The organism is Ruminococcus difficilis, assembly GCF_016680995.1.
In genome coordinates this window covers 163,023-170,761 of record NZ_JAEQMG010000035.1, presented here as the reverse complement: position 1 = coordinate 170,761, position 7,739 = coordinate 163,023, and the positions used below count along the sequence as shown (strand labels likewise).

The 7,739-nt window shown below is 49.7% G+C and carries 10 protein-coding genes; all 10 read left to right on the top strand.

Going from position 1 to position 7,739, the window contains the following annotated elements; translation table 11 throughout:
* The first annotated feature begins 91 nt into the window (after window positions 1–91).
* The 10 genes from JKK62_RS02470 to JKK62_RS02425 all read left to right on the top strand — a co-directional run bounded on the left by JKK62_RS02470 (window position 92) and on the right by JKK62_RS02425 (window position 7,736).
* Window positions 92–607 (top strand): flavodoxin, encoded by a 516-nt coding sequence (locus tag JKK62_RS02470; RefSeq protein ID WP_201426818.1) that lies wholly within the window; start codon window positions 92–94, stop codon window positions 605–607.
* A gap of 29 nt (window positions 608–636) precedes the next feature.
* Window positions 637–1,479, top strand: a complete 843-nt coding sequence (locus JKK62_RS02465) for an aldo/keto reductase (protein ID WP_201426817.1) — start codon at window positions 637–639, stop codon at window positions 1,477–1,479.
* Between the two features lie 104 nt (window positions 1,480–1,583).
* Window positions 1,584–2,153 carry a TetR/AcrR family transcriptional regulator gene (locus JKK62_RS02460; RefSeq protein ID WP_201426816.1) on the top strand — a complete coding sequence of 190 codons (570 nt, stop codon included), beginning with the start codon at window positions 1,584–1,586 and terminating at the stop codon, window positions 2,151–2,153.
* 63 nt (window positions 2,154–2,216) lie between these two features.
* Window positions 2,217–2,531 carry an aldo/keto reductase gene (locus JKK62_RS02455; protein ID WP_201426815.1) on the top strand — a complete coding sequence of 105 codons (315 nt, stop codon included), beginning with the start codon at window positions 2,217–2,219 and terminating at the stop codon, window positions 2,529–2,531.
* Between the two features lie 67 nt (window positions 2,532–2,598).
* Window positions 2,599–3,255 carry a DUF4405 domain-containing protein gene (locus JKK62_RS02450; protein ID WP_201426814.1) on the top strand — a complete coding sequence of 219 codons (657 nt, stop codon included), beginning with the start codon at window positions 2,599–2,601 and terminating at the stop codon, window positions 3,253–3,255.
* A 20-nt stretch (window positions 3,256–3,275) separates the two neighbouring features.
* Window positions 3,276–3,659 (top strand): flavodoxin family protein, encoded by a 384-nt coding sequence (locus JKK62_RS02445; protein WP_243411729.1) that lies wholly within the window; start codon window positions 3,276–3,278, stop codon window positions 3,657–3,659.
* 165 nt (window positions 3,660–3,824) lie between these two features.
* Window positions 3,825–4,376 (top strand): DUF3793 family protein, encoded by a 552-nt coding sequence (locus JKK62_RS02440; protein ID WP_201426812.1) that lies wholly within the window; start codon window positions 3,825–3,827, stop codon window positions 4,374–4,376.
* A 9-nt stretch (window positions 4,377–4,385) separates the two neighbouring features.
* Complete coding sequence (locus tag JKK62_RS02435) at window positions 4,386–4,643, top strand: heavy-metal-associated domain-containing protein (RefSeq protein ID WP_201426811.1); 258 nt, start codon at window positions 4,386–4,388, stop codon at window positions 4,641–4,643.
* A gap of 1 nt (window position 4,644) precedes the next feature.
* Window positions 4,645–5,346: an ABC transporter ATP-binding protein gene (locus JKK62_RS02430; protein ID WP_201426810.1), complete on the top strand. Its 702-nt coding sequence runs from the start codon at window positions 4,645–4,647 to the stop codon at window positions 5,344–5,346.
* Window positions 5,346–7,736 (top strand): ABC transporter permease, encoded by a 2,391-nt coding sequence (locus JKK62_RS02425; RefSeq protein ID WP_201426809.1) that lies wholly within the window; start codon window positions 5,346–5,348, stop codon window positions 7,734–7,736. Before JKK62_RS02430 ends, JKK62_RS02425 begins: the two co-directional genes overlap by 1 nt.
* Window positions 7,737–7,739: the final 3 nt, after the last annotated feature.

Sequence of the window (7,739 nt, the reverse complement as noted above, 5' to 3'; positions counted from 1 at the left end):
TGTTGTTTTTTTCCGAAAACCGATTTATAATATAAGCAAGATAAGAAACTAAAGTTGCTAAAATTAATTTCAAGAAATACAGGAGGACAATATGAAGAGTTTAGTAATTTATTATTCCAGACGCGGACAGAACTATGTTAACGGTTCTGTCAAAAACCTTGTCAAAGGTAACGCCGAAATTATCACAGAATTTATTAAAGACGCCATTGACGCCGATGTGTTCGAGGTTGATACCGTCAAGCCGTATGACAAGGATTATATGGTTTGTATTGAGGAAGCAAAAGCGGAGCTGAGAGCAAAGGCTCGTCCCGAACTCAAAGAAATGCTCAACGATATTTCGGAGTACGACAACATCTTCATCGTCGGTCCCAACTGGTGGGGTATCTATCCGATGGCATTATACACCCAGCTCGAGGCCCTTGACTTCACCGGCAAGACCGTCCACTATGTCGTCACGCATGAGGGCTCGGCTCTCGGCGGCGTGCCGAAAACCATATCCGCATCCTGCAAGGGCGCGAAGATCGGCGCAAGCCTCGCCGTTCACGGCGGCAGCGCTTCCGGCTCGGAGAAACAGGTAACAGATTGGGCGACAAAAGCTGTTAGATAATTTGAAAAAAATATAAAGGAGAATGACCGATGGAAACTATTAAACTCAACAACGGAATCGAATGTCCCGTAATCGGGATCGGAACCTTTATGCTCAAGCCTGCGGACGCTCAAAACAGCGTGCGCGAGGCGCTGAAGATGGGCTACTCGCTGGTCGATACGGCGAACGCCTATGTCAACGAGCGTGCGGTGGGTCGCGGCATTAAAGAGAGCGGTCTCAAAAGAGAAGAAGTATTCATCTCCACCAAGCTTTGGCCCAGTGAATACGAGAACGAGAATGCGGTCGATGAAACGCTCGAACGCCTCGGCGTGGACTATGTAGATCTGCTCTATATCCACCAGCCGGCAGGCAACTGGCTCGCAGGCTACCGTCAGCTTGAAAAGGCGTACAAGGAGGGCAAGGCGAAGTCGATCGGTATCTCAAACTTTGAGGGCAAATACATCGACGAATTACAGCACAAATGGGAGATCGCACCCCAGTTCATCCAAGTGGAGGCGCATCCGTATTTTACTCAAAAGGAGCTCAGAAAAGCCCTTGACAAGTACGGCATCAAGCTGATGAGCTGGTATCCGCTCGGTCACGGCGACAAGAGCCTGATGGAAGAGCCGATCTTTGTCAAGCTCGGTGAAAAGTACGGCAAGTCACCCGCTCAGGTCATCCTCCGCTGGCACACGCAGATGGGTTTTGTCGTTATCCCCGGTAGTAAGAATGTTGCGCACATCAAAGATAACCTCGACATTCTCGACTTTACGCTCACCGATGATGAGATGAATGAGATCGCAAAGCTCGATAAGGATACGCGCTACTACCATCGCACCGACGAACAGCTAAACAGCTTCGCGGCATGGCGTCCCGAATTTGAAAGAGTATAACAACAAGGCGTGACGGAATTTCCGCCGCGCCTTTTTGAAAAACGCTTGAAAGATAATTCGGGATTTGTTATTATGTAACTATCGTTGCGATACGGAGGGCTGTTATGATATTAACCGGAAATGAAGATTTAAGAGTGATTAAAACGATCGAAGCCATCAAGAGCACGTTCGAAGCGCTGATCTGCGAAAAGGACTATGAGAAGATCACGGTCAAGGAGCTTTGCGACCGCGCGAAGATCAATAAAAAGACCTTTTATCATTACTATGAAACGCTGGATATGCTGCTTGCGGAAATGCAGGAGGAGCTGTCCGCGGGATTTCTTGAACGCGTGAAGGACTACGCGCTGCCCGACGACCTCGACAAGGTGAACCGCGAGTTCTTCCTCTACGCGTCCGAACAGGGGGTTGCCTACGAAAAAATCACCTGCGGCGGAACATATCACGCGATCCGCGACGAGATGACCGATCAGGTCAACGACGCGGCGTGGAGCAGATCGAAGAAGTATCAGAAGCTCAACGAATATGAAAAGAAGGTCTTGATGGGCTTTATCAACAACGCCGTGCTGAATGCTTACCGCGAGTGGGTGCAGGACGGAAAGAATATCCCGATGGACGAGGTGATCGAGATCACCAACAAGCTCGTTCTCGGCGGCGTAAGAGGATTTTTCAAGTGAGCCGAAACGCTTTTGTATAACGAAATCGGACAATAATCGTTTTTGGAATCGGGGTAGAAAGAAATGAAACTGACGATGTTGGCAGGCTCGGCGAGAGCGGAGACCTATAATCCCGTTCTCGATAAGATCGAGGTTCTGAACGCCGAGCTCAAAAAGCTCGCCGAAAAATACGGCGTTGCAATCGCACAGATTCCAGTTGCGTGGGCGATCGCAAAGGGCACGCTCCCGATCATCGGCGTGACTAAGGAAAAGCACGTGGAGGACGCTGTCAAGGCAGCGAATGTCACGCTGACCGCGGAAGAGGTCGCGCACCTTGAAAAGACAGCCGACACGCTGAACATCAACGCCATTCGCTTCTGGGAAAAGGAAATGAAATAATGATCGAAGAAAGCTCCGTGTTTCTGCACGGAGCTTGCGGTCTATCTTATGAGAAGGTGTGGATCGAATGAAAACGAAAACCATTGTCAAACGGGTCATTGATATAGCGTTAACGGTCACGCTACTGCTTTTGATGGCGTTTCAGGTAACGGAGCAGCTCGCGCACGAGTGGCTGGGCGTTTCGATGTTCGCGCTGACCGTTGTGCATCAAATCTTGAACCGAAGATTTTACACGACGATATTCAAGGGCAAATATAACGCACTGAGAGTATTTCAGCTGATTGTCAATACTCTGCTGTTGTTGTCCTTTGTGTGTACGGCATTATCGGGTATGATGATGAGCCGGTTCGCAACGCCGTTTTTAAACGGGATTTTGCCGTCGTCTATCGTCCGGCAGGGACATCTGGCGATGTCGCACTGGTCGTTCGTGCTGATGGGTCTGCACCTCGGACTGCACTTCGGCATTATGGTTTCAAAGCTGCAAAACAAAACGGCGAGGATCGTCCTCGGGATCGTGATGACGGGCATCTCCGTCTACGGCTTCTATCTGTTCTTCAAGTCTGATATATTGAACTATATGCTGTTCAAAAATCCCTTTGCCTTCCTCGACTATGAAAAGGCATGGTGGCTCGTACTCCTCGAGAATCTCGCAATGCTCCTCGCATGGGGATTCGCGGCGTATCTGCTCTCGCTTTTCCTCAGATCGGTCACAAAAAAAGGATAGGAGAAGATCGGCGCTGTTGTATGCGCTGCGGCTATGAGGGACCGTGCGTGCAGAAGGACGACAACGAGATCGTTCGCCGTACACTTTTGGACACCGATATGGTCGTATTTGCTACGCCGCTGTACTACTACGGTATGTCCGCGCAGCTCAAGACCGTGATCGACCGCTTCTGCGCGTACAATAGCAGCCTGAACAGCAGACATTTGAAGTCAGCGCTGTTGACAGTGGCGTGGAACGCCGACGACCGGACGTTCGATGCGCTCGAAGCGAATTATAAAACCTTAGTCAGATATATCAACTTCAATGACATGGGCATGGTGCTCGGCTGCGGCTGCGGCTCGCCGTCGATGACGAGGCGCAGCGGGTATCCTGAGAAGGCATATCAATTAGGGAGAAAGCTGTAATCGAAAAAAGTGAAAAACAATTGCCGAATCAGTTTGACATGATATTTTGATTGATAGGGCTTGACAAAACAAGAGAAATGTAATAAACTATTAGTTAGCGGCAACTAACCGCTAACTTTTACCGCATGCGGTTAGCGTAAGCTAACTAAGCTTATCGAGGTTCTTATGTCAGAGGAAACAATTGTAAAATACTGCTCGCCTACCTTGGCGGGAATCAAAACGGGCAGTCTGTTCAGCTGTTCCTATAACAGTAAAAACGAGGTATATGCGTTTTTAAGAGAGCTTAATATTTCTTTAAGAAACAAGGGAGTGCGCTTTATGCCGCTCCGTTTCAAAGACAGGAAGGTTCTGATCTACGCTTATCGCCCTTCGCGGTTATTGCCTGATGTTCAAAGCAAAGAAGCGGATGAGCTGCTCTCGCAGCGCGGTTATTGCACGCAGAAATGCGGAAGCTGCCTTGCGCGACTGATAAAGCGGCTCGGCGAGGGCGATGAGTTCCCTCACGAGATCGGGCTGTTTCTGGGGTATCCTGTCGATGACGTCAAAGGGTTTATCGAAAATAAAGCCTGCGGCGCAAAGTGCTCAGGCTGCTGGAAGGTCTACTCAGACGAGAAAAAAGCACAAAAGCTCTTTGAGCAATATAAAAAATGCACCGGTATTTATAAAAAGCAATGGTGCGCCGGCAAGCCGCTCGCAAAATTAGCGGTTGCCGATTAGGAGGTTATGATGATAAAAACAACGCTTATAATCGATGGGATGATGTGCGGTATGTGTGAGAGCCATATCAACGATACGATTCGTCAAAGCTTCAAAATCAAAAAGGTCGCTTCCTCACGCGCAAAGGGAACGACGGAGATCATCAGCGATGAGCCTCTTGACGAAAAGGCCTTGCGTGAAGCGATCGGCAAAACGGGCTATCGGGTTTTGGAGATGAGATCAGAGCCTTATGAGAAGAAGCGTTTTTCGCTCTTCGGGAGAAAATGATATGTCTATCGTACAATTTGAGAACGTAACCAGAACATACACAAGCGGCGACCACGAGCTCAAAGCGCTCGATCAGGTCAGCTTTTCACTGGATGAGGGAAAGTTCGTCGTCATTCTCGGTCCCTCGGGAGCCGGGAAAAGCACGCTGCTCAATCTGCTCGGCGGACTTGACAGCCCGACAGAAGGTAAGATCACCGTAAACGGCAGAGACATCAGCACCCTGTCCGACAACGAGCTTGCCGATTACCGCGCGGCGACGGTCGGGTTTGTCTTTCAGTTTTATAATCTGATCCCTACGCTGACCGTATATGAAAACGTAGAGCTTGTATCGATGATCACGAAGAACGCGCTTGACGCAAAGCAAATGATCGCCGAGGTAGGACTATCCGACCATCTTCACAATTTTCCGTCGGAGCTGTCCGGCGGAGAACAGCAGAGGATCTCTATCGCGCGTGCGCTTGCCAAAAATCCGAAGATCCTACTGTGCGACGAGCCTACGGGCGCTCTCGACTCCGAGACCGGCGTGATGATATTAAAGCTCCTGCTCGGCATGGCGAGAGATTACGGAAAAACGATCGTGATCGTGACGCATAATCAAAGCATCGCAAAAATGGCTGATGTGGTGATCCGTGTAAAAAACGGTAAAATACGCTCGATCAATGAACAGGAAAATCCGCTGAACGCCGACGAGGTGGAATGGTGATGCTGACGCGCAAATTATTTCGAACCGCATGGGGCTACAAGGCGCAGTTCATCTCGATGATCCTGATGATCACGCTCGGCATCGGAATGTTTCTCGGCTTCAATATGGAGTGGAAAACCATCGAGGCCGATACGGGCAAATTCTTTGAGCAGACCAAATATGCCGACTACCGCCTTTATTCGGAAAAAGGCTTTACAAAAGAGGACTTGGATAAGATAAGCGCCATTGAAGGCGTTGACGCGGCGACGCGCTATCTGTCCGTCAATCTTGATATAAAAGGCGAAAAGAATAAAAGTCTTGCGCTTGATGTAAGCGAGAATAACTCCGTCAGCACCTTCCTTGTAACGCAGGGCGCCGAGTATGATAAAAGCGGCGACGGCTTTTGGCTGAGCGATAAATTCGCAGCCGCAAATGATTACCAAATCGGAGACGAGCTTGTGCTCTCATTTCAGGGAACGGTAATCAGCGGCGAGATCGTCGGGCTGATCAAATCAGGCGAGCATATGATCTGCGTCGCAGACAAAAACCAGATGATGCCCGATTACAACACCTACGGCTACGCCTATATCTCCCCCAAAAAGCTGCGCTCGGTTTTAGAGGTAAAGATAAAAAGCGACTTTGCCGATGAGTTGAAACAATCGAATGTTCCCGAGGAATTCATTGACGACAGCCTGACAAAGCTATTTGTTACAGACGAAATGCTGAGCGATGCGGCTGACAAGGTGTTCGCGCAGGTCAATCTGCTCTCAGGCTTATCAAAGGAAGCGCTGGAGGACAAGATTAAAAATGCGCTCGGCAGAACGATCATGGTAACGCCGAAGGACGATCATGTCGTTTACAAGGAGGCTATGGGCGAAGCGGAGGAAGGAAAAACGATGGGCTCTGTATTGCCCGTGCTTTTCCTAGCCATTGCCATTCTCACGATGGTAACGACAATGCACCGCATCGCCACCAAGGAGAAAACACAAATCGGGACGCTGAAGGCTCTCGGCTTTAAAAACCGCAGAATACTTCGTCATTACACCTCTTACGGCTTGTTTATCGGCTTGGTCGGCGCGGGCTTGGGAATCGCGCTCGGCTACGGCGTATGTAAGCTGATTATGAGCGAGGACGGTATGATGGGCACCTACTTTGATATGCCCGATTGGAGCGCGGTAATACCGGGGTTTTGCTATCCGGTGTTGATCGGTACTGTATTACTGCTGACGCTGATCAGTTATCTTTCCGTCAGACAGCAGCTAAAAGGCACCGCCGCCGACGCGCTGCGCCCGTACTCGCCGAAAAAGATGCGTAAAATCTTTTTTGAGCGCTTCCGCTTTTGGAATAAGCTCTCTTTCGGAACAAAGTGGAATATCCGCGATCTCAGCCGTCACAAAAGCCGCTCGGCGATGACCTTGTTCGGCATTGTCGGCTGTATGGTGCTGATGGTAGGCGGCTTGGGGATGCGTGACACCATGTCCGGCTTTTTGGAGCTGCTTGACAAGGATATTTCCAACTACACCACAAAGGTCAATCTCATTGACGACGCTGATCTCAAAAAGTCAAAGGAGCTGTACGAGGAGCTTGGCGGCGACTGGGAAAGCCTGTGCGGAATCAGCATGGGCGGCGATACCGTTACGCTCGATATCATACATAATCCCAATCATATGCTCAACGTCATTGACGAGTACAACAACAGGATCGAGCTGAGCGACGAGGGCGTGTATCTCTGCCTGCGCTTGAAGGATAAAGCCGATATCGGGGATGAAATCGAATTTTCTCCCTATGGTTCAAAGGATACCTTTAAGGCGAAGGTGCTCGGATATAACCGCTCCGTTATGACCGAGAGCGTCACCATGACCGAAGCGCTTGCCGACCGGCTCGGGATCGAATACAGTATTTCCTCTATCTACACAGATAAGAAAACAGACGAGATCAAAAGCTCTGATCTGATTGCGGGCAAGCAGGACAAGACGCAGCTGATGGAGACCTTCAACAGCTTTGTTCAAATCATGGACAGCATGGTGATCATTCTTGTTGTCGCCGCCGTGATCCTCGGCGTGGTTGTTTTATACAATCTCGGTATTATGAGCTATGTAGAGCGTTCACGCGAGCTTGCCACGCTAAAAGTGCTGGGATTCCGAAACAGAACCATCGGAAAGCTCTTGATCTCACAGAACATTTGGCTGACTGTGATCGGTGTGATCATCGGTCTGCCCGCGGGCGTAGGCGTATTGCAGTGGCTGCTCACCGCGCTCGCCGGAGAATACGAGATGAAGCTGATGTTAGGCGCGCTTACTTACAGCGTTTCGATTCTCCTGACCTTCGGCGTGTCGCTGTTGGTCGGCTTAATGGTCGCCGGAAAGAATAAAAAAATAGATATGGTAGAAGCCCTTAAGGGTACAGAATAGAAA